Here is an 18,925-nt window from a genome sequence, read left to right on the forward strand (position 1 = left end):
CGATGGCAGACAAGGACACGTCAGGCATTTCCTTGCGCGAGCTCGATCCGCGCGACCGCTACAAGCTGCTCTGCGGCGTGATTGTACCGCGGCCGATCGCGCTGGTGACGACGCTGGACGAGAATGGGGCGGTCAATGCCGCGCCCTTCAGCTTCTTCAACGTCTTCTCCGAAAGTCCGGCGCTGATCGTGCTGGGGCTCCAACACAAGCCGGATCACAGCCCGAAGGACACGACCCGTAACATCCATCGCAATGGCGAGTTCGTGGTTCACATGGTGGACGAGGCGCTGTCGGCGGCGATGAACGATTGCGCGGTCGATTTCCCCTCCGGTGACAGCGAGGTTGCGGCGACGGGGCTTGCTACACTTGCGTCAGTCGACGTGAAGGTGCCGCGCCTGGCCGCCGCGCCGTTCGCGCTCGAATGCCGGCGCCAGATCGTGCTGACGTTCTCGCCCGATCGCGAGCTCCTGGTCGGTGAAGTCCTCAGGGTTCACGCCCGCGACGGTCTGGTCGACGAGGCCAACATGTATGTCAATCTCGACGCCTATCGGCCGATCGGCCGCATGTTTGGCAATCTTTATACGACGCAACGGGATACGTTTGCGCTGACGCGCGAGAGCCACGCACAGTGGCTCGCGCACCGGGACGCTAAAGAGTTGAAGGACGCCTAGTGAAGCGAGAACTGCACCGTACCCAGCGCCATGGTGACGGCCGCCTGTGTCGGGTCGATCACGGGAATGCCGAGCGCGTCTTCCAGCGGACGACGGTGACGCGCCATGCCGGCGCACCCCATCACGATGGCGCGGGCGCCGTCCTCGTCGCGCAGCGCGCGGCCGATTTCGATCATCTTGGCCAGCGTTCCTTCGCCCGAGGTGGTTTCGGCAACGCTCATGTTGAGCGGCCGCTCGCCAGCGAGGCGTTCGGTCAGTCCCATCTGCCGCAAGTAACGCATGTGCCGCTGGATCGAGCGCTGCGCGATGGCGATGACGCCAAAAGTCTCAGCGCGGGCCAAAGCCGTCAGCACGCCGCACTCGGCGATGCCAAACACCGGGCGGTCGGTGCCTTCGCGGCAGACCTGAAGCCCGGGATCGCTGTAGCAGGCAATGACGAAAGCGGCGGAGCTGTTGTCGCCTTCTATCAGTCGGCGCAGCGGCATCGCCACGCTCTCGACGTCGGCCTGGCTTTCAATGCCGAACGGACCCTCGGCCAGCGTCTGGCAGATCACGTCCGGCCCGCTCGCGAAATCGAGCGGCTTCAGCGCGTCCTCCAGCCCTTGCGTGACCTTGTGATTGGAGTTCGGATTGATGACGAGAATGCGCGGCCGGGACATGACGATCTTCCCTGCGAAATGGCGATCACTTGCCTCAGGCATATCATGGAGTGCCTCATGACTGAACCTATTTACGACCTGATCATCCGCGGCGGGCGCGTCGCCACCACGACCGATGTGTTCGAAGCCGACGTCGCCATCTCCGGCGAGACCATCGTGGCCATCGGCCGCGGGCTCCCGGCCGCAAGGCGCGAGTTCGACGCGCGCGGCAAGCTGGTGCTGCCCGGCGGCGTCGACAGTCATGCCCATATCGAGCAATTGTCCGCCGCCGGCATCATGAACGCCGATACGTTCGAGAGCGCGACCGTCTCCGCGGCGTTCGGCGGCACGACCACCGTGATCCCGTTCGCCGCCCAGCATGTCGGCATGAAGCTGCCGCAGGTGGTGGAGGACTATCACGCGCTGGCGAAGAGGGGCGCCGTGATCGACTACGCCTTCCATATGATCATCGCCGACGCGACCAAGGAAACGGTCGAAGAGCACATTCCGGCGCTGGTGAAGCAGGGTCATGGCTCGATCAAGATCTTCATGACCTACGACCGGCTCAAGGTCGACGACGAGCCGCTGCTCGACATCCTGCTCGCGGCGCGCCAGTCCGGCGCGATGTTGTGCGCGCATGCCGAAAACCACGGCATCATCGCCTGGATGGTGAAACGGCTGCTCGCGCGCGGCTACACGCTGCCGAAATATCACGCCGTCAGTCACGCCCGCGTGTCGGAGGCGGAAGCGTTCACCCGGCTGATCGGCATGGCGGCGCTGATCGATCAGCCGATCATGATCTTCCACGTCTCTACGGCCGAAGGCGCCAAGGTGATCCGAGACGCGCGTGGGCAAGGGCTCAAGGTCTTTGCCGAGACCTGTCCGCAATATCTGTTTCTCACCGCCGGCGATCTCGACAAGCCCGGCGCCGACGGCGCCAAATGGATGTGTAGCCCGCCGCCGCGCACGCATTCGGACCAGGAGGCGCTCTGGAAAGCGCTCGCGCTCGGCGATCTCCAGACGATCTCATCGGATCACGCACCCTATCGCTTCGACGAAACCGGCAAACTGCGCGCCGGGTCCAATCCCAACTTCAAGCAAGTTGCGAATGGGCTGCCGGGACTGGAAGCGCGGCTGCCGCTGCTGTTCGACGCAATGGTGTCGAAGGGACGGCTGGGACTTGAAAAGTTCGTCGAGCTGACCGCGACGGCGCCGGCCAAAATCTACAATCTGCATCCGCGCAAGGGCTCGATCGCGGTCGGAGCCGACGCCGATATCGCGATCTGGGATCCAAATCGCGAGGTCACCCTCGCCGACGAAATGATGCATGACTTGACCGGCTACACACCGTTTGCAGGTCGCAAGCTGAAGGGCTGGCCCATCACCGTGCTCTCGCGCGGGCGCGTCATTGTCGATGGCAACAAGTGCCTGGCGGACGCCGGCAGCGGCAAGTTCCTTGCGCGCAGCGGCGGTGAGGCGGCGAAGCCGACCGGCCGGCTTGTTGCCGACATGGATCCGGAACGGAATTTTGGGGCGAAGCTGCTGTGACGATGGGTTGCTCCCGATGAAGATCGTCATCTTCGGCGGCACGGGCTTTGTCGGCCTCAATCTCGCAGAGGTATTGCTTGCACGGGGGCATCACGTGAGTCTGTATGACCGCGTGCCGCTCCCGCCATCCGCACGGCGATTGCTGGCTGATTATCGAGAGCGGCTCAGGATCGTTGAGGGCGAGATCACCGACGCGGAAGGTATCGACGCCCTCATTGCCGAGGGCTGCGATGCGATCGTGCTGGGCGCGGCGATCACCGCCGGCGATGATCTCGAGAGAGCGTCGACCTCGCGCATTCTCGAGATCAACGTGCTGGCGCAGATTCCGATCCTGCAAGCTGCGATCCGTCATGGGGTTCGCCGCGTCGTCAATCTCTCGTCGGCGTCGGCCTACGGTGCCGCGGGCCAGCGCCATCAGGTGCTGGATGAGGACACGCCCTGCGATCCGATCTCGTTCTACGCGATCAGCAAATTCACCTCGGAACGATCGGTGGCGCGCCATGCTGAGCTGTTTGGCGGCGATTTCCTGAGCGTGCGACTGAGCGCCGTGTTCGGTCCGTGGGAGCGGATCGGCAAAGTGCGCGACACGCCGAGCCTTCAGTTCCAGATGTTGGCCGAGTTCAGCCGCGGCGCGCCGGCGATCATGCCGGGTCCAGGCATCAAGGACTGGATCTATGCGGTCGACGCCGCCGAAGCCGTGGCAGTGCTGATCGAGGCCGAGCGGCCGCGGCACCGGCTCTACAACATCTCAAGCGGCGCGGCGTGGTCGGCGCTGCAATGGGGTGAGGCGTTTGCGGCGCTGCATCCCGGCTTGGAGTGCCGGTTGGCGGCGCCGGGCGAAAAGACCTTCATCAAGCTATATGGGCCGGATCGTGCGCCGCTGTCGGTGGCGCGGATGGCGGATGAATTCGGCTGGTGCGCGCGGTTCGGCTGCGCTGAGTCCGCAGCCGCGATGAGCGCTTGGTGGATCCAGCACCGGGAGGCGATCTGACATGCGGCTGCAAGGGCGTACGGCCATCATCACCGGTGCGGGCTCGGGCATCGGCCGCGCCAGCGCAAAGCTGTTCGCAGGGGAAGGCGCGCGTCTCGCTCTTGTCGACCGCGATGCCTTAGGGCTTGAGGAGACCTTGAGCCTGGTGCGCGAGGCAACGACACATGTCGGCGACGTCGGTGATGCCAATTTCGCCGAGACCGTCGCAGGCGACGTCGTGGCGCGACATGGACGGCTCGATATCCTGATGACTGCCGCGGGCTTTTCCTGCGGCGGCACGGTGCTGACCACGGACCCTGCCGATTGGGACGCTGTGTTTCGCACCAATGTCGGCGGCACCTGGCTGTGGGCGCGGGCGGCCGTGCCGCAGATGCAGCGGCAGGGTAGCGGCTCGATCATCACGCTCGCGTCGCAACTCGCCATTGCCGGCGGCAAGGGCAACAGCGCCTATATTGCCGCCAAGGGGGCGATCGTCAGCCTGACGCGGACGATGGCGGTGGATTTCGCGATGGACGGCATTCGCGTCAATGCGATCGCACCCGGAGCGATCGACACGCCGATGCTTCGCCGCAGTTTTGCTCGGCACGCCAATGCGGACGAGGTGCGCGATGCGTCCCGCAACCGCCATGCCATGAAGCGATTTGGTCGGGCGGAGGAGATCGCGCAGGCCGCGCTGCATCTGGCGAGCGACGCATCCTTGTTCACGACCGGCACCGTGATGGTGGTTGACGGCGGCTGGCTTGCGGCATGAGTGATGCGCTGACAGACCTCGAGGCGAATGTCCGCGCCGATCTCACGCGGATCGCGCATCCGGGCGCCGCATGGCTTCCTCCAAAACCGGGGCCGGACGGCAAGTCGACGCTGGATGTGCTCGTCGTCGGCGCCGGCCAATCCGGCGTCGCCATCGGCTTCGGTCTGATGCGCTCCCGCGTCAGCAACATCCTGCTGCTCGACAAGGCCGAGGAGGGGATGGAGGGCCCATGGCTCAGCTATGCCCGCATGCCGACGCTGCGCAGCCCGAAGGACTATACCGGCCCGGACCTCGACATCCCGAGCCTGACCTATCAATCCTGGCACGAAGCACGCTTCGGCAAGGAGAGCTGGCAGACGCTCGACCTGATCTCGCGCGGCCATTGGGCCGAGTATCTGCTGTGGCTGCGCCGCACGATCGGATTGCCGGTGCGCAACGGCTGCGAGCTTCTTGAGATTGCGCCGGCAGCCGGTGGCTTGCTCGCCGCACACGTGAAACGTGCCGATGGCGTCGAGACGCTTTATGCGCGCAAGATCGTGCTGGCAACGGGGCAGGAAGGGATGGGTGGCTGGATGATTCCGGAACCGCTTCATCACCTGCCCGCCGGTTCGGTCGCGACTGTCGCCGACAACATCGATTTCGAAGGCCTTCGCGGCAAGTGCGTCGCCGTGATCGGTGCCGGCGCGTCCGCGTTCGACAATGCGGCAACCGCGCTAGAGGCGGGCGCCGCCGAGGTGCATCTGCTTTGCCGCCGGGCGCACATTCAGGTGATCCAGCCCTACCGCTGGCTGACTTTTCGCGGCTTCTTGCGTCATCTCAGCGATCTCGATGATGCCTGGCGCTGGCGCTTCATGCGCACCATCCTTGAGATGCGGGAGGGATTTCCGCAGCCGACCTACGATCGCTGCGCGCGCTACGCCAATTTCATGCTGCACGAAGGCGCGCCGGTCGAGGCGGCCCGGCAAACCGGCGAGGCAATCGAATTGCAGACGCCGCGCGGCGCCATCACGGCGGATTTCGTCATCTGCGGCACCGGCATCGACATGAACTTTGCGAAGCGCGGCGAGCTGCGCCAATTTGCCGGCAATATCGCGACCTGGGCCGATCGCTACCAGCCGCCGGAGGGCGAACGAAACGAGCGGCTCGGCCGCTTCCCCTATCTCGCCGACGATTACGCCTTCACCGAGCGCATGCCGGGCGAGACACCGTGGATCTCTGACATTCACCTCTTCGCCATCGCCTCGACCATGAGCTTCGGTCCGTCGGGATCGTCGATCAACGCGATGACGACCGCCGTGCCCAAGCTGCTTCATGGGCTCACGCGCGGCTTGTTCCGCGCCGATGTCGGGCACCACTGGGCTTCGCTGAACGCATATGACGTGCCGCAGGCCGTGATCGCGCGGCCGGCGCAAAACGTGGGAGAATCCTGATGATTGTCCATGCTCCGCCGCGACGAAGCGTCCCCCTCGGATTGGCGCGTAACTTGCTTGCTTCTTAACCTGCCTTGCTGGCGTTCTTGTCGAAATTCAAGGGAAAACGAATGCGTTTTGTGTCTTTCAGGCCGGCGTCCTCTGTCATTGCCACCGTCGCGCTGCTGCTCGTCGCCAACGCGCCTTCGCAGGCGCAAACCAGAGCGGAAACGCTGCGCTATGTGACCGGCGCATCCGTCAACACGCTCGATCCCAACATTCCAGGCTCGACCCGCGAGTCCTTCGCGCTGAGCATGAGCACCTACGACCGGCTGGTGGCATTTGGCCGCAAGCAGCTCAACGGCAAATGGGTGTTCGATCTCGACAAGATTACGGGCGAGCTCGCCGAATCCTACGACGTCAGTCCCGACGGTCTGAAGCTCACCTTCCGCCTGCGCAAGGACGCCAAGTTCCAGGACGGCTCGCCGGTCACGGCAGAAGACGTGAAGTGGTCGCTCGATCGCTGCGTCACCGCGCCGATCCTCGGCAAGGCGCAACTCTTGACGGGATCGTTGACCTCGGCCGACCAGTTCAAGGTGATCGATCCCTTCACCATCGAGGTGACGTTGCCGAAGCCCGACAAGCTGGCGCTGCCCAACCTCGCCACCGTATATCCGATGATCATCAACTCGAAGATGGCGAAGGAGCATGCGACGGCGGATGATCCCTGGGCCACGGCCTGGCTGAAGGAGCACACCGCCGGCAGCGGCGCCTATGTGGTCGAAACCTTCAAGCCCGGCGAGCAGGTGATCCTCAAGCGCAGCGAGGACTGGAATCGCGGCTCGCCCGACAAGCCCGCGTTCTTCAAGCGCGTGATCGTGCAGTCCGTGCCGGAGCCGGCGACCCGCGCCAATCTGGTCGAACGCGGCGATGCCGATATTGTCGTCGATCTCCAGGCGAGCGACGTGCAGTCGCTCGAGGCCAAGGGCAAGCTCAAGGTGGTCTCGACACCGCAGTACAACGCGATCACCTTCGTCTCGATGAACAACCAGATGCCGCCCTTCGACAACGTCAACGTCCGCCGCGCCATCGCCTTCGCTCTGCCCTATGACGACATGTTCAAGGCCGCCTTGTTTGGCCGCGGCGCGCCGCTGTTTGGCGCAAACTGGCCGGATGGCAAGCCGCTGAACGGCATCTATCCGTTCCAGGCGCCGGTGAAGATCGATCTCGACAAGGCCCGTGAATATCTCAAGGCCGCGGGGCTTCCCGAAGGCTTCTCGACCACCTTCAGCTTCAATGTCGGCCAGGCCTCGACCGCCGAGCCGATGGCCGCTTTGGTGAAGGAATCACTCGCCAAGATCGGGATCAAGGTCGATATCCAGAAACTGCCGGACGCGCAGATGTCGACGCAGATCAACGAGAAGAAGCTGCCTCTGTTTACCGAAGGCATCGTCGCCTGGCTGCCCTCGACGGATTATTTCTACCGTAACTTCTACACCGGCAATCAGCGCTGGAACTACAGCTCGATCAACAATCCCGAGCTGGCCGCGATCGCGCAGGAAGCTCGCTTCGAGGCGGACAAGGCCAAGTACGAGGAGGACGGCCGCAAGCTCAACGCGATTCATTTCAGCGAGATGCCGCAGATCCCGTTGTGGCAGCCCAACCAGGACGCGGTCATGGCCTCGTCGATCGAAGGCTACACCTACGAGTTTCACCGGCAGGTCGACTATCGCGACGTGAGCCGCAAGTGAAAAGCCTAAGCGAGAAGGATACTGAAAGGTGATGACCGGTCTTGGTGCAACGATGGTGCGGGCGGGCAGGCGGCTTCTGTCGTCGCTGCCGGCATTGTTCGGTGTGCTGGTCTTCACCTTTCTGTTGATGCGCGTCCTGCCCGGGGACCCCGCGGTGTTCTTTGCCTCGGGACCCAACGCCGGCAAGGAAGAGATCGAGCAGATCCGTAAGCAGATGGGGCTCAACAAGTCGGTGCCGGAGCAGCTCGTGTTCTATCTCTCCGACATCGGCCACGGCAATCTCGGCCGCTCCATGATGACGGGGCAGCCGGTGCTGAAGGATCTGCGCGAGCGGCTCCCGGCCTCGCTGGAGCTCACCTTCGCGGCACTGCTGATCGCACTCATTGCGGCGGTACCGCTCGGCGTGGTTGCGGCGCTGAGGCCGGGGTCGATCGTCGATCACGGCGTACGGCTGTTCTGCGCGCTCGGCGTTTGCGTGCCGACTTTCGTCTCGGGCCTGCTGTTGATCTATGTCTTCTATTATCTGCTCGGGCTGGCGCCTGATCCGACCGGACGGATCGACGTCTTCACCTCGCTGCCGCCGCAGCGCACCGGCTTCCTGTCGATCGATTTCCTGCTGGCCGGAGATGTCGAGGGCTGGTGGGCGGCCTGCAAGCAGTTGATCCTGCCGGCGGTGAGCATGGCCCTGTTCGTGATCGCGCCGCTGGCGCGGATCACACGCGCCTCGATGCTGGTCTCGCTCGGCAGTGATTTCGTGCGCACCGCGCGCTCGGTCGGGCTGTCCTGGCGCAAGGTGGTGGTGACCTACGCGCTGCGCAACGCGATCCTGCCCATCATTACCATCGCGGGCATCGTGTTCTCGACCATGCTTGGCGCCAACGTTCTGGTGGAGAAGGTGTTCTCCTGGCCGGGCGTCGCCTCCTATGCGCTCGATGCGCTGCTGTCCTCCGACTATGCGCCCGTGCAGGGATTCGTGCTGCTGATGGCGAGCGTCTTCGTGCTGGTCAATCTGGTCGTCGATATCTGCTACGGCATCGCCGATCCCAGGGTGTCGATCGGATGACCAGCGCAACCCTCCGCCACTCGATCTGGATCCTGCGCGGCAATCCGCTCACCGGCGTTGCCGCGGCCGGTGTTCTCCTGTTCGTCCTGGTCGCGATCTTCGGGCCGTGGATCGTGCCGTATGATCCCGTGGTCTCGAATGTTTCGGAGGCGCTGCTGCCGCCGAGCGCAGCCCACATCGCCGGCACGGACCAGCTCGGGCGCGACGTGTTCAGCCGCCTCGTCATTGCAGCACGCCTCGATCTGGCGATTGCCTTCTCCGCGGTTGGCATCTCCTTCGTGATCGGCGCGGTCGTCGGCGCGTTCTGCGGCTATGCCGGCGGCAGGCTTGATCGCGGCGTCGGCCGCTTCGTCGACGTGATGATGGCCTTTCCGCTGTTCGTGCTGGCGATGGCGATGGTCGCTGCGTTGGGCAACCGGATCGAGAACATCGTGATCGCGACCGCGATCATCAATCTGCCCTTCTACATCCGCTTTGCACGCGCCGAGGTCAACGTCAGGCGCAATGTCGGCTGGGTGGAAGCCGCACGCGCCTGCGGCGAGAGCCATTTCTCTGTGGTGCTGCGCTTCCTGCTGCCGAACATCCTGCCGGCGATGGCGGTGCAGATCTCGCTCAATCTTGGTTGGGCCATCCTGAACGCGGCCGGCCTGTCCTTCATCGGCCTCGGCGTCAAGCCACCGACGCCGGAATGGGGCATCATGGTTGCCGAAGGCGCGCGCTTCATCTCGACCGGCAGGTGGTGGTTGGTGGCCTTTCCGGGCCTTGCACTGATGATGGCCGTGCTGTGCTTCAATCTCCTCGGTGACGGGATGCGGGACATTCTCGACCCGCGTATGCGGACATGAGCCAGGCGCTGCTCAGCATCGACGACCTCCACGTCGCGTTCTCGACGCGGCGTGGAATGGTCGAGGCCGTGCGCGGCGTCACGCTCTCGGTCGAGGCCGGCGAGATGCTCGGCCTCGTCGGCGAGAGCGGCTCGGGCAAGTCGGTCACCGGTTTTGCAACCACGCGGCTGCTCGATGCGGCCGGGCGTGTCACTGCCGGGAAGATCCTTTTTTGTGGGCAGGACGTCACAAAACTCAGGGGCGACGACCTTCGTCATCTCCAGGGCGCCGCGATGTCGATGATCTTCCAAAATCCACGGGCGGCGCTCAACCCGATCCGCGCCATCGGCTTGCAGATCGCGGATGCGATCCTCACACACAAGCGGATATCGAAGGACGCCGCGCGCGCCGAAGCGCTGGACTTGCTGCGCGCCGTCCAGATCCGCGATCCCGAGACGCGGGTGAACGCCTACCCGCACGAGCTCTCCGGCGGCATGTGCCAGCGTGTCATGATCGCGATCGCGATCTCCTGCAATCCCGCGCTCTTGATTGCCGACGAGCCGACCACCGGCCTCGATGTCACCACGCAGAAGGTGGTGATGGATCTGCTCGCAGACATTGCCGCCGCACGCGGCATGGCGACGGTGCTGATCACGCACGATCTCGGGCTTGCGGCGCGCTATTGCCGCCGCATCGCCGTGATGGAGCGCGGCCGCATTGTTGAGGAGGCAAGTCCAAGAACGCTCTTCAGCGCGCCGCATCACGCCTATACCAAGCGCCTGGTTGCGGCGTCGCCGACCGCGACCTCTCGGATCGAGGATCTCGTGACGAAGGAGGACAGGGAGCGCTATGCGACGACGATCAGCAAGCCGAGGCAGGAGCTCGCGCACGGAACTCCGCCCCTCCTGGAGGTGCGCAAGCTCGCAAAACGTTTCGACCAGGGCGCTGCGGCGGTTGCGGATTTCTCGATGACGATGGCCGGCGGCGAGAGCGTCGGGCTCGTCGGCGAATCCGGCTCCGGCAAGAGCACGACGTCGCGGATGATCTGCCGCCTGATCGACCCGAGCGAAGGCGACATCGTGTTCGACGGGCAGTCGATCGGCCACGTCGCGGCGCGCGATTTCCACCGCTCTCCGCTCCGCAAAGACATTCAGATGGTCTTCCAGGACCCGAACGATAGCCTCAATCCGCGTTTCACCGCCTTCGACTGCATCGCCCATCCCCTGATGCGGCTCGACGGCATGCGTGCGGGTGATGGGCTGCGCCAGCGGGTGGAAGAGTGCGCGGAGCGGGTGGGCTTGCCGCTCGATCTGTTGCCGCGCTTTCCGCACCAGCTTTCGGGCGGCCAGAAGGCCCGCGTCGGGATCGCGCGCGCCATCGCCTGCCGGCCGCGGCTCCTGGTGCTGGACGAGCCGACCGCCGCGCTCGACGTCTCGGTGCAGGCTGTGGTGCTGCAGCTGCTCGACCGGCTGCGGCGCGAGAACGACATCGCGTTGCTCTTCGTCAGCCACGATCTCAACGTCGTGCGCATGCTCTGCGACCGCACCATCGTGCTGCGCAACGGCGGTATCGTGGAGCAGGGGGAGAGCCGGGCGCTGTTCGATAATCCGAAGACCGACTACACGCGCAAGCTGATCGAGGCGATCCCGCATATCGAGACCGGGCCGGTGCTGGCGGCCGCACTTTGATGTCTGAGCGACCCAAAAGCCGATGAGATTCCGCTGGCGAAGCACGGTTACTGGCATACCATTTGCACGCTAATGGCTTCAGTTTCACCTGCCCTTGGCCAACGAACGGCCGGCATCGCGGCATTACTGGGAGGACTTCATGGATCGCAGGACCGTATTGAAGGGACTGGCTGGCGCGGGCGGCCTGGCATTGACAGGTGGCCTCTCGGCCCCGGCGATCGCGCAAGGCGCGGCGGCGCGCACCCTGCGTTTTGTGCCCCAGGCCAACCTGGCCAATTTCGATCCGATCTGGGGCACGCAATACGTCGTGCGTAATGCGGCCGCGATGGTCTGGGATACCCTCTACGGCATCGACTCCTCGCTCCGGCCGCAACGGCAGATGGTCGAGTCCGAAGAAGTAACCGACGACGGCACGACCTGGACGTTCAAGCTGCGTTCGGGGCTTAAGTTCCACGACGGCGAGCCTGTGCTGAGCAAGGACGTCGTCGCCAGCCTCACGCGCTGGTCGGCGCGCGATCCGATGGGCCTGATGATCAAGGCGCTCCAGCAGGAGCTGACGGCGGTCGACGACCGCACCTTCAAATGGGTGTTGAAGCAGCCCTTCCCGAAGCTGCTCTACGCGCTGGCCAAGAACAACTCACCTTGCGCCTTCATCATGCCGGAGCGCATCGCGCAGACCGATCCGTTCAAGCAGATCGGCGACTATGTCGGTTCCGGGCCGATGAAGTTCGCCAAGGGCGAATGGGTCCCCGGTGCCAAAGCCGTGTTCGAGAAGTTCGCCGACTATTCGCCGCGGCAGGAGAAGTCGTCCTGGCTTGCCGGCGGCAAGCAAATGCTGATTGACCGTATCGAATGGATCGTGATGCCGGATCCCGCGACCGCGGCCGCCGCGTTGCAGAACGGCGAGGTCGACTGGTGGGAGAACCCGATCGCGGATCTCGTTCCGGTCATGAAGAAGAACAAGAACATCAACGTCGATATCGGCGATCCCCTCGGTAACGTCGGCTCGTTCCGCATGAATTTCCTGTATCCGCCCTTCAACGACGTGCGGGCGCGGCGGGCCGTGCTGATGGCACTCAGCCAGGAAGACTATATGCGTGCGATCGTCGGCGACGACACTGCGCTCTGGAAGCCGCTGCCCGGCTACTTCACACCGGATACGCCGCTCTATTCCGAGGCGGGCGGCGAGATCCTGAAGGGCAAGCGTGATTTCGACGCCGCCAAGAAGCTGCTCGCCGAGAGCGGCTATGCCGGCCAGCCGGTCACCTGCCTCGTGGCACAGGATCAGCCGATCACCAAGGCGCAAGGTGACGTGACCGCGGACCTCCTGAAGAAGCTCGGCATGAATGTCGACTTCGTCGCGACCGATTGGGGCACGGTCGGCTCCCGTCGTGCGGCAAAGACGCCGCCGGGGCAGGGCGGCTGGAACATGTTCCACACCTGGCATGCGGGCGCGGACTGCATCAATCCGGCGCCCTACACCGCCATCCGCGCCAATGGCGACAAGGCGTGGTTTGGCTGGCCCAACAGCCCCGGCACCGAGAAGGAAGTCACGGCGTGGTTCGAAGCCAAGAACCTCGACGAGGAGAAGGCTGCGGCCGGTCGCCTCAACAAGGCGGCGCTCGAAGATGTTGTCTACGCGCCAACCGGCTTCTTCCTGAGCTACACCGCGTGGCGCAAGAACGTGTCCGGCGTCGGGAAGGGGCCGTTGCCCTTCTTCTGGGGCGTATCGAAGTCCGCATGATCCTGCGCTGAGGCCATATGCTCTCCTATATCCTCCGGCGCATCGTCGCGACCTTGCCGGTCATGGCAATCGTCGCGCTGTTTGTGTTCAGCCTGCTTTACATCGCGCCGGGTGATCCGGCCGTGGTGATCGCCGGCGACCAAGCGAGCCCGGAGGATGTGGAGCGCATCCGCCAGAGCCTCGGCCTCGACCGTCCATTCCTGATTCAGTTCGGAAGCTGGGTCTGGCGCATCCTGCACGGCGATCTCGGCACCTCGATCTTCACCAACCTGCCGGTCTCGGTGATGATCGGGCAGCGTCTCGGACCGACGCTGTCGCTGATGATGGTCACGCTTCTGCTCACGATCGTGGTCGCGGTGCCGCTCGGCGTGGTGGCGGCGTGGAAGGCCGGCAGCCTGATCGACCGCGCCATCATGGCGTTCGCCGTGTTCGGGTTCTCGCTGCCCGTCTTTGTGGTCGGCTACGTGCTCGCCTACATCTTCGCACTCGAATTGGAATGGCTTCCGGTGCAGGGCTACACGCCGCTCACCCAAGGTTTTTGGCCATGGCTGGAGAATTTGATCCTGCCGGCGATCGCGCTCGGCTGCGTCTACATCGCGCTGGTCGCGCGGATCACCCGCGCTACCATGCTCGAAGTCTTGCAGCAGGACTATATTCGCACCGCGCGTGCCAAGGGCCTCGGGCAGGGCGGCATCCTGTTCATTCACGCGCTGAAGAACGCGGCGGTGCCGATCGTCACGGTGATCGGGATCGGCATCGCGCTCCTGATCGGCGGGGCGGTCGTGACTGAAAGCGTGTTCGCGATTCCCGGCCTCGGCCGGCTCACGATCGATGCGATCTTGCGCCGCGACTATCCCGTCATCCAGGGTATCGTGCTGCTGTTCAGCTTCGTCTACGTGCTCGTCAATCTGATGATCGACGTCACCTACACCCTGGTCGATCCGAGGATCCGCTATTGACCGACACGACCATCAATCAGCAACCGCTTCCGGCCGGTCTCGTCGTCGCGCCGCAACTGCCTGAGATCCTCCGGCCGGTCGTGATCCGTCGTGGTCTGGTCGGCTTGTTCCGGGGCCATCCGACGGTCGCGATCGGCGGCGCGCTGCTGCTGACCCTCGTCCTCGTCGCGATCTTGGCGCCCTATCTCGGAACGGTCGATCCGACCGCGCTTGCGCCCGCCAGGCGCACCCGCGCGCCGTCGGCCGATTTCTGGTTCGGCTCCGACGTGCTCGGCCGCGACATCTATTCCCGCGTGCTTTACGGCGCGCGGGTCTCGCTCACGGTCGGCCTGTCGGTCGCGACGTTCGCCTCGTTTGCCGGTCTTGCCATCGGCATCGTCTCCGGCTTCATCCGCTGGGCGGACGGCATCCTGATGCGATTCATGGACGGCTTGATGTCGATCCCGCCGATCCTGCTGGCGATCGCGCTGATGGCGTTGACGCGCGGTAGCGTCGGCAACGTCATCCTGGCGATCACCATAGCGGAAATCCCGCGTGTCTCCCGCCTCGTGCGCAGCGTGGTGCTGTCGCTGCGCGAGCAGCCCTATGTGGACGCGGCCGTGGCCTGCGGCACGCGCACGCCGATGATCATCCTGCGCCACATCCTGCCCAACACGCTCGCACCCATGTTGGTCCAGGCGACCTATATCTGCGCCAGCGCCATGATCACGGAGGCGATCCTGTCCTTCATCGGTGCCGGCACGCCGCCCACTATTCCGTCCTGGGGCAATATCATGGCCGAAGGCCGCGCGCTGTGGCAGGTCAAGCCCTACATCGTGTTCTTTCCGGCAGCCTTCCTGTCCGTCACCGTTCTCGCGGTGAATCTGCTCGGCGACGGTCTTCGCGATGCGCTCGATCCGCGCATGGCCAAGAGCCTCTAGTGTCAAGGGCCTGATCGCGATGGCGCTGCTCGAAGTCGAGAACCTGCAAACCCACTTTCGTACGCCCGGAGGCATCAACCGTGCGGTCGACGGCGTGTCCTTCCATGTCAACGAGGGCGAGACGCTGGCGATTGTCGGCGAGTCCGGCTGCGGCAAGTCGGTGACGTCGATGTCGCTGATGCGGCTGATCCCGGAGCCGCCGGGCAAGATCGCAGGCGCCATCCGCTTCGCGGGCAGGGACCTCCTGCAACTCTCCGACCGCGAGATGCGTGCGATCCGTGGCAACGACATCTCGATGATCTTTCAGGAGCCCATGACGAGCCTCAATCCGGTCCTGACGGTCGGCCGCCAAATCCGCGAGACGCTGATGATACATCAGGGCCTGGACAAGCAGGCCGCCGAAACACACGCGATCGAGATGCTGACCCTCGTTGGCATTCCGGAACCGAAGCGGCGCGTGCGCGAATATCCGCACCAACTTTCCGGCGGCATGCGCCAGCGCGTGATGATCGCGATTGCGCTTGCCTGCAATCCAAAACTCCTGATTGCGGACGAGCCGACCACCGCGCTCGACGTGACCATTCAGGCACAAATCCTGAAATTGATGCTGGATCTGAAGCGCCGCGTCGGCGCGGCAATCATCCTGATCACCCACGATCTCGGCGTGGTCGCCGAAATCGCCGAACGCGTCATGGTGATGTATGCCGGGCGCAAGGTCGAGGAGGCGCCGGTGGCCGAGCTGTTTCGTTCGCCGCGTCATCCCTATACGCAAGGCCTGCTCGGCGCCGTACCAAGGCTCGGCTCCTCGCTGACCGGCACCGCGAGGCGGCTGGCCGAGATTCCCGGCCAGGTGCCCGATCTCAGGAAGCCGATCACCGGCTGCGTCTTCGCAGGGCGCTGCTCACTCGCCACCGATCTCTGTCGCCAATATGCGCCAGGCCTCGAAGAGAAGGGGCCCCGTCACGTCGCCGCCTGCCATTACGCCGCCAAGGGAGCCGCTGCTGCATGAGCCCTCCGCTGCTCCAGGTCAACGACCTCAAGAAGCATTTTCCGGTCAAGACCGGCTTGTTCGGCCGCAAGTCTGAATGGGTCTATGCGGTGGACGGCGTGTCCTTTGAGATCGCTCGCGGCGAGACGCTGTCGCTGGTCGGCGAGTCCGGTTGTGGCAAGTCGACGGTCGGCCGCGCCGTCCTGCGGCTGTTCGACATTACCTCGGGCCAGGTGATCCTCGATGGCCAGCGTATTGACGACGCCGCGCCGAGCACGATGCGTCAGATGCGTCGCCGCGTGCAGGTCGTGTTCCAGGATCCGTTCTCCAGCCTCAATCCGCGCATGCGCGTGCGCGATATTGTGGCCGAACCGATCCGCAATTTCGGCCTCGCGAAGTCCGCAGCCGACCTCGAGGCGCGTGTCGCGGCGCTGATGGACACCGTGCGCCTGCCGCGCGAGGCGCTGAGCCGCAGGCCGCACGAGTTCTCGGGCGGCCAGCGTCAACGTATCGGCATTGCACGGGCGCTTGCGGTCGAGCCCGAACTGATCGTCTGCGACGAGGCCGTCTCCGCGCTCGACGTCTCGGTCAAGGCGCAGATCGTCAATTTGTTGCAGGATCTCCAGCGCGAGTTCGGCCTGGCGCTGCTCTTCATCAGCCATGATCTCGCGATCGTCGAGCACATGACCCATCGCGTTGCGGTGATGTATCTCGGCAAGATCGTCGAGGTGGCGCCGCGTCGGGAGATCTTTGCCGCGCCGAGACATCCCTATACCAAGGCGCTGCTCTCCGCGGTGCCGGTGCCCGAGCCTGGTGCCCAGCGCAATCCCATTATCCTTGGCGGTGACGTGCCAAGCCCGATCCACCCGCCGAGCGGATGCCGCTTCCACACCCGTTGTCCGTACGTCTTCGACCGCTGCCGGACAGAAGAGCCGGAACTTCGTTCGAACGGTAGCGACCAGTGGGTGGCGTGCCATCTCGACGCACTGCCGCAGGGGTAGACTGTCATCTTCTTCGTGGCATATGAACGCGCAAGCGGATCTGCATCGCGGGCTTCAGTCATGTTCCGCAACATATCTCAACATCTTCGCCAAATTTTGATCGGGTGACCGCGGGTAGGATCGGTTCCAACCCTACGAATCGGAGCCCGCCGCGATGTCCTTGAAATTGTCCGTGAAGCAAAGGAGTCTCGGTGTCGCCTGCCTCGCGCTGGTGACCTTGAGCTCGTCCTATGCGGAAGCGACCCTGGACAGTCTGGCCGGCTCGTGGTCCGGGATGGGTTCGATGAAGCCCGCCGATGGACCCCGCGAGAAGGTGCGCTGCAAGGTCGCCTACAACGTCACGAAGCCGGGCCGATCGATTACTCTGAATCTGCGATGTGCAAGCGAGGCCTACAAGATGGTCTTGTCCGCAAACATGGAGCAGAACGGGGCGGATTTCTCGGGGAATTGGTTCGAGAGCGAATACCGCCAGGGTGGCAAGATCTACGGAACGAGCGTGGAGGATGGGCTGATCGAGGCAAGAATTGAAGGCAACACCGTCGCGGCGCTGGTGACAATCCGGACCAAGGGCAATCACCAGTCGTTCGTCATGGATGCGCCCGGTGCCTGGGTCTCGCAGGTCGCAATAGAGCTGAGCAAGGACTCGAAGTGACGGCTGCGCGAATGCCTTTGCGGCGGCTCGGATATCCTGATCGACGCCGGCCGGCCAGGGCTGCTGCATAGCGTCGAGGGCTTGGCCGAACCCATTGAACGATGCGGGGATCGCGACTCCGCTGCGCTGCGTCCTTGAAGAAATATGGAGATGGCAGCTCACCGCCTTGGGCGGTATCTCCGCGTGCTTTGCTGCTGTAAGAACGACGGTGCAGGTCCGCTGAATTGTACGCAAAATGAACCTTCTGTCACGGCGGGAAGTCCTCGGAACGGTCGCGTCTGCTGCCGTGCTGGCCACACGGCTCGGCGGCGCAAGCGCCAACGACTATCCCTCTCGCCCGATCCGGCTGGTGATCCCGTATGCGGCGGGCGCCGCGGGCGATCAGATCGGCCGACCCTGGGCTGACAGGATCGCCTCGCTGCTCGGCCCGATCTACGTCGAGAACATGGGAGGTGCCGGCGGGGCGGTCGGCTCCGCCGTGGTGGCCCAGAGTGCGCCCGACGGCTATTCGCTCCTGCTCGGTAATGGCAGTACGCAAGTCATGATCCCGTTGTCTTCGGCGCGTCCCGCCTACGATCCGGTGCGTGATTTCCGGGCCGTATATCGCCTCATCACCAGCACGCTTGCCTTCGTCGTGAATCCCTCGCTCCCGGTCAGGGACCTGCAAGAGTTGGCTGCTTACGCGAACGACAATCCCGGCAAGATTTCTTATGGCACTCCCGGAGTCGGCACCGGCAATCATCTCGTCGGCGAGATGTTCAGGCGGCAATCGGCCACCGCAGTGGATATCGTCCACATTCCCTATCGCGGCATGGCACCCGCGACCAACGACCTTGTCAGCGGCCAGATCCCCGCGATGATCGCCGTCGTATCGAGCAACCTCGTGCAATTGCACCGCGCCGGCAAGCTGCGCATGCTCGCCGTGACGAGCGGGAATCGCTTGAGCGGCGCGCCGGAAATTCCCACCGTCACCGAGGCTGGCATGCCGGATCTCAGCTATGCCGGATGGTTCGGCCTGTTTGCGCCACAGGCGACCCCGGATGAGATCGTGAACCGCATATCTGCGGCGAGCCGTACCGCCATGGCCGATCCGGCGCTGCAGGAAACCTATCGTTCGCAAGGCATGGAGCCGGATGCCGATTCCAGCGCGGACAAATTTCAGTGGTTGGTGGAGGACGAACTGAGGCGTCTGGCTCCCATCATCAAGTCGATCGGACTGAAGCGGGATTGAAGAACGCGCCCCAACGCCGTCGATCGCGCGCGGTGGCGACGAAAAAAGGGGCCGTCCTTTTGGGGGAGGACGGCCCTGAGGCCCGTATGCCAGGGA

General features: G+C 64.4%; 17 protein-coding genes. 16 read left to right on the forward strand and 1 reads right to left on the reverse strand.

Features of this window, described 5'->3' with window-relative positions; all coding sequences use genetic code 11:
- The first annotated feature begins 2 nt into the window (after positions 1–2).
- Positions 3–671, forward strand: coding sequence for a flavin reductase family protein (locus tag IVB18_RS19380; RefSeq protein WP_247990595.1), 669 nt, complete (start codon positions 3–5; stop codon positions 669–671).
- Here IVB18_RS19380 and IVB18_RS19385 read toward each other — a convergent pair.
- The gene (locus tag IVB18_RS19385; protein ID WP_247990596.1) at positions 668–1,330 is read right to left on the reverse strand and encodes an aspartate/glutamate racemase family protein; all 663 of its coding nucleotides are present in this window, start codon (positions 1,328–1,330) and stop codon (positions 668–670) included. The genes IVB18_RS19380 and IVB18_RS19385 overlap by 4 nt on opposite strands.
- A 57-nt stretch (positions 1,331–1,387) precedes the next feature.
- Here IVB18_RS19385 and hydA point away from each other — a divergent pair, with 57 nt between their 5' ends.
- The 15 genes from hydA (at position 1,388) to IVB18_RS19460 (ending at position 18,829) form a co-directional block, all read left to right on the forward strand.
- Positions 1,388–2,857: a dihydropyrimidinase gene (gene hydA, locus IVB18_RS19390; protein ID WP_247990597.1), complete on the forward strand. Its 1,470-nt coding sequence runs from the start codon at positions 1,388–1,390 to the stop codon at positions 2,855–2,857.
- Between the two features lie 16 nt (positions 2,858–2,873).
- Positions 2,874–3,848, forward strand: coding sequence for an NAD(P)-dependent oxidoreductase (locus IVB18_RS19395; RefSeq protein ID WP_247990598.1), 975 nt, complete (start codon positions 2,874–2,876; stop codon positions 3,846–3,848).
- A gap of 1 nt (position 3,849) precedes the next feature.
- Positions 3,850–4,599 carry an SDR family oxidoreductase gene (locus tag IVB18_RS19400; RefSeq protein ID WP_247990599.1) on the forward strand — a complete coding sequence of 250 codons (750 nt, stop codon included), beginning with the start codon at positions 3,850–3,852 and terminating at the stop codon, positions 4,597–4,599.
- Entirely contained in the window at positions 4,596–6,029 is a 1,434-nt protein-coding gene (locus tag IVB18_RS19405) for an NAD(P)/FAD-dependent oxidoreductase (RefSeq protein WP_247990600.1), read from the forward strand. Before IVB18_RS19400 ends, IVB18_RS19405 begins: the two co-directional genes overlap by 4 nt.
- Before the next feature lie 110 nt (positions 6,030–6,139).
- Complete coding sequence (locus tag IVB18_RS19410) at positions 6,140–7,759, forward strand: ABC transporter substrate-binding protein (protein ID WP_247990601.1); 1,620 nt, start codon at positions 6,140–6,142, stop codon at positions 7,757–7,759.
- A 31-nt stretch (positions 7,760–7,790) separates the two neighbouring features.
- Positions 7,791–8,822 carry an ABC transporter permease gene (locus IVB18_RS19415; protein WP_247990602.1) on the forward strand — a complete coding sequence of 344 codons (1,032 nt, stop codon included), beginning with the start codon at positions 7,791–7,793 and terminating at the stop codon, positions 8,820–8,822.
- Positions 8,819–9,667, forward strand: coding sequence for an ABC transporter permease (locus IVB18_RS19420; protein ID WP_247990603.1), 849 nt, complete (start codon positions 8,819–8,821; stop codon positions 9,665–9,667). Before IVB18_RS19415 ends, IVB18_RS19420 begins: the two co-directional genes overlap by 4 nt.
- The gene (locus IVB18_RS19425) at positions 9,664–11,334 is read left to right on the forward strand and encodes an ABC transporter ATP-binding protein (RefSeq protein ID WP_247990604.1); all 1,671 of its coding nucleotides are present in this window, start codon (positions 9,664–9,666) and stop codon (positions 11,332–11,334) included. Before IVB18_RS19420 ends, IVB18_RS19425 begins: the two co-directional genes overlap by 4 nt.
- 139 nt (positions 11,335–11,473) lie before the next feature.
- Positions 11,474–13,078, forward strand: a complete 1,605-nt coding sequence (locus tag IVB18_RS19430; protein ID WP_247990605.1) for an ABC transporter substrate-binding protein — start codon at positions 11,474–11,476, stop codon at positions 13,076–13,078.
- Between the two features lie 17 nt (positions 13,079–13,095).
- Complete coding sequence (locus IVB18_RS19435) at positions 13,096–14,037, forward strand: ABC transporter permease (RefSeq protein WP_247990606.1); 942 nt, start codon at positions 13,096–13,098, stop codon at positions 14,035–14,037.
- A complete protein-coding gene (locus IVB18_RS19440; RefSeq protein WP_247990607.1) occupies positions 14,034–14,957 on the forward strand; it encodes an ABC transporter permease in 924 nt (307 codons plus the stop codon). The genes IVB18_RS19435 and IVB18_RS19440 overlap by 4 nt, the downstream gene beginning before the upstream one ends.
- A 19-nt stretch (positions 14,958–14,976) precedes the next feature.
- Entirely contained in the window at positions 14,977–15,966 is a 990-nt protein-coding gene (locus IVB18_RS19445) for an ABC transporter ATP-binding protein (RefSeq protein ID WP_247990608.1), read from the forward strand.
- Positions 15,963–16,946 (forward strand): oligopeptide/dipeptide ABC transporter ATP-binding protein, encoded by a 984-nt coding sequence (locus tag IVB18_RS19450; RefSeq protein WP_247990609.1) that lies wholly within the window; start codon positions 15,963–15,965, stop codon positions 16,944–16,946. The genes IVB18_RS19445 and IVB18_RS19450 overlap by 4 nt, the downstream gene beginning before the upstream one ends.
- Before the next feature lie 154 nt (positions 16,947–17,100).
- On the forward strand, positions 17,101–17,598 hold the full coding sequence (locus tag IVB18_RS19455; RefSeq protein ID WP_247990610.1) for a hypothetical protein: 498 nt from the start codon (positions 17,101–17,103) through the stop codon (positions 17,596–17,598).
- Between the two features lie 235 nt (positions 17,599–17,833).
- Positions 17,834–18,829, forward strand: coding sequence for a tripartite tricarboxylate transporter substrate binding protein (locus tag IVB18_RS19460; RefSeq protein ID WP_247990611.1), 996 nt, complete (start codon positions 17,834–17,836; stop codon positions 18,827–18,829).
- The last annotated feature ends 96 nt before the right edge of the window (positions 18,830–18,925 follow it).

The organism is Bradyrhizobium sp. 186 (genome assembly GCF_023101685.1).
Classification (GTDB): Bacteria; Pseudomonadota; Alphaproteobacteria; order Rhizobiales; family Xanthobacteraceae; genus Bradyrhizobium.